Origin of the sequence: Streptosporangium sp. NPDC049644, from assembly GCF_040675205.1 — a bacterium.
Taxonomy (GTDB): domain Bacteria; phylum Actinomycetota; class Actinomycetes; order Streptosporangiales; family Streptosporangiaceae; genus Streptosporangium; species Streptosporangium fukuiense.
Window position 1 is genome coordinate 1 of the sequence record NZ_JBFAOJ010000215.1, and the last position, 3,475, is coordinate 3,475.

A 3,475-nucleotide genomic window follows, 5' to 3' on the forward strand; every position below is an offset into this window, starting at 1 on the left:
CCTGCCCCGTAACTCCTAACTCAACTGGACCTCGACTCACGATTGGCGGTGGGTCGTGGCGGAGTTCCAGGCGGGCGAGGTCGTCGTCCCGGTCGTCCCGTCTGCACGGGATTTCATTCGGGATCTGAAGAAGCAGGTCCTGCCCGGTGCCTACGGGCTTGGCCAGTCCGTCGGCAAGGACATCCAGCGCGGCATCAAGGACGCCATGGGAGGCGTCTATGACTCGCTGAAGGAGCAGACGCAGAGGCAGCAGGCGCAAGCACCGAAAGACGGCGCCACTGTTGGAGGCGCGTTCGCACAAGGGTTCAAGCGGGCCGTTGAGTCTGCTTTACGAGCCCTGCCGAAGATCGAGGTTGACGCTGACACCTCTCCAGCTCAGGCGCAGATTCAGAACCTGCGCGCCCGAATGGAAGCGCTGTCGGCCAAGACGGTCGGCATCGACATAGACGCCGGTGCTGCGCAAGCAGAACTCGCTGCGATCCAGCGAGAACTCTCCTCGATCGACGGCCGATCCGTATCCGCCGACCTGCGGATGGACATCGCTTCAGCGTTGGCGGAACTCGCCGCGGTTGAGGCGGGCATCTCTCGGGTGGACGGGCGTACGGCGAACGCTCGCGTTGATGTGGACGTGGCCGGCGCGCTCGCGTCGATCGGACTTGTTACTGCCGCACTGGCTGCTTTGCCGGCGGTCGCAACGGTCGCGTTTGGCGCTGCCGGTGTGGCAGGTGCCGCGATCGCCGCTGGCGTTGGTATCGGCGCTCTGGCTGCGGTGGCGGTGCCGTCGCTGACCAGGATTTCCGAGGCGTCGAAGGCGAACGAAGCGGCGATGAAGGCCGCTTCGTCTGCGACGTCGGGGGCGGCGGGAGCGGCTCAGCAGGCCGCCATCCAGAGCCTGAACCTTGCCGCGGCAGAGCAGCGTGTCGCCGACGCGAAACGCACCGCTTTGGCTGCAGAGCAGGAACTGACCCGGGCGCGGATCGAGGCGAAACGGGCCGCCGAAGATCTCGCGCTCGCTTCCCGGAATGCGGCTCTGTCGGAGGAAGATGCTCTGCTCGGTGTCGAGGAGGCGCGTCAGCGCCTGGCCGAAGTGTCCGCGGACCCGAAGACGTCGGAACTGGAGTACAAGCGCGCCGAGCTCGCGGTGCGGCAAGCCAAGCAACGGGCCAAGGAAGCGACTCTCAGAAACAAGAGGCAGCAGGCCGAGCAGAAGGCCGCCGACAAGGCAGGCATTGAAGGCTCCTCTCAGGTCGTCGCCGCCAAAGACAAGATCGCTCAGGCGAACAAGCGGGTCGAGGACGCCGAGCGCCAGCTGAGGGTCATGCAACTACAGCAGGCCGCCGCCGCGAAGCAGCAGGCCGCCTCGACCGGCGGTGTGGTCGCCCAGATGGTGAAGCTGTCGCCGGCAGCGCAGGTTGCGGCCAAGCAGATCGAGGCGTTCAAGAATGCGTACGAGGGCTGGCAGAAGCGGCTAGAGCCTGCCGTACTGCCTGCGGTAACCGGCGCCCTGAAGGTCTTGCAGGGCTTGTTCAAGCCGCTGGAACCGCTGATCAAGGGGACATCTGCCGCCCTGGTCGGGTTGGAGCAGTCCGCATCTAAGGCGCTCGGCGGGAAGTTCTGGACATCCTTCTTCAAGGACCTGTCCACCGCGGCGCCCACCGCCGTGACCGGGCTTGGCAAGTCGCTCGGCAACATCACGACCGGTGTAGCCGGGATGATCAAGGCGTTCTTGCCGTTCACAGGGACGATCGTCGGCGGTATCCAGAAGGCCACCGCAGCGTTCTCGACCTGGGGGCAGAACCTCGGCAAGTCCGAAGGGTTCAAGGCATTTGTTGCCTACGTGAAGGCGAATTGGCCGGCCGTGCAGACGCTGTTTTCCAACGTCGCCGCAGTCGTCAAGAACCTAATCGTCGGCTTGGCTCCGCTGGGGTCCGGCGCCTTGTCAGGACTGTCTGGCATAGCAAGCCTGCTCGCCAAGATGCCGCCCGAGACCCTCGCCGCTATAGCCACTGCGGTTGGTGCGGTCGCGCTGGGTGTGAAGGCGTGGGGCATCTCGCAGAAGATCTTGAATGTCGCGTTAAGTGCGAACCCGATCGGCCTGATCATCACAGCGATCGGCCTGCTTGTGGCCGGGCTGACGTACGCCTATCAACAGTCGGAGACGTTCCGGCAGATCGTCGATGCCGCGTTCCAGGCAGTCGGTCAGGCTGTGTCCTGGGCGTGGGAGAACGTCATGAAGCCAGCGCTTGAGGCGCTGGTGACGTTCTGGAACACCGTGCTGGCGCCTGCTTTGCAGTGGCTGTGGCAGAACGTCATCGTCCCAGCGTGGAACGGTATCTCTGCGGCGGTCACAGTGGCGTGGAACAGCGTCATCAAGCCCGCCCTGCAAGCGCTGTGGAACTTCATCGTTACCACACTGGCACCAAAGATCATTTGGCTGTGGGAAAACGTCATCAAGCCTGCTTTCGCCAAGGCAGGCGAGGCCATCAAGGCGGCGTGGACTCTGGTGATTCAGCCAGCACTCAAGGCGCTGTGGTCATTCATTACCGAAACCCTGGCACCAAAGATCGCGTGGCTGTACGAGAACGTTATTAAGCCCGCGTTCTCCAAGATCGGTCAGGTGATCAGTGACGCGTGGACCAAGGTGATCCTTCCGGTCTTCAACTTCCTGAAGGACTTCATCACCAAGGACATCCCGAACGCGTTCGAAAAGGGCGTCAGCCTGGTCGGAACCGCCTGGACCAAGATCCAGGACATGGCGAAGAAGCCGGTCAACTTCATCATCGGCACCGTCTACAACGGCGGCATCGTCAAGCTGTGGAACACAGTGGCCGACGCCCTTGGCCTGGAGTTGAAGCTGAAGGAGATCCCTCAGCTCGCGACTGGCGGCATCTACCCCGGGTACACACCAGGCCGTGACATCGGGCTCGCCGCGGTGTCCGGCGGTGAAGCGATCATGCGCCCGGAGTGGACACGCGCCGTCGGCCCGGGGTTCGTCGACCAAGCGAACAAGGCAGCCCGCTCAGGTGGCGTGGCCGGCGCAGCGAAGTTCATGGGCGGATTCGCGAACGGCGGGATCATCGATGGCCTGATCGGCGCCGGGGTGAAGGCCGGCAGCGAGGCATTCTTGAATCCGCTGCTGGACAAGGCCGCCGCGGCGATGGGTAACAGCCCGTGGGCCAAGATGCTGGTCGGTGTGCCGAAGCGGATGATCGCTGAGGTGGTGGCGTTCCTCGCGAAGAAGGACGCCGAAACGGGTGGCCTGTCCGGCGGGAAAGCGGTTCAGTACGCGCGGGAGCAGATCGGTAAGCCGTACGAGTGGGGAGCGACTGGCCCGAACTCGTTCGACTGCTCCGGTCTGGTGATGCGGGCTCTGCAGGCCGCCGGGGTAAAGGGTGTGCCTCGGGTGACGCAGGATCAGATCAACTGGGTTGAGCCGGTCGCGAAACCGCAGGCGGGCATGCTCGGCTTTCCGCAC

At 64.2% G+C, this 3,475-nt stretch carries 1 protein-coding gene; it reads left to right on the plus strand.

Features of this window, described 5'->3' with window-relative positions:
- Positions 1-55: 55 nt before the first annotated feature.
- Positions 56-3,475: NlpC/P60 family protein (locus AB0J58_RS44390; RefSeq protein ID WP_364227749.1), on the plus strand; the 3,420-nt coding region annotated here is incomplete at its 3' end.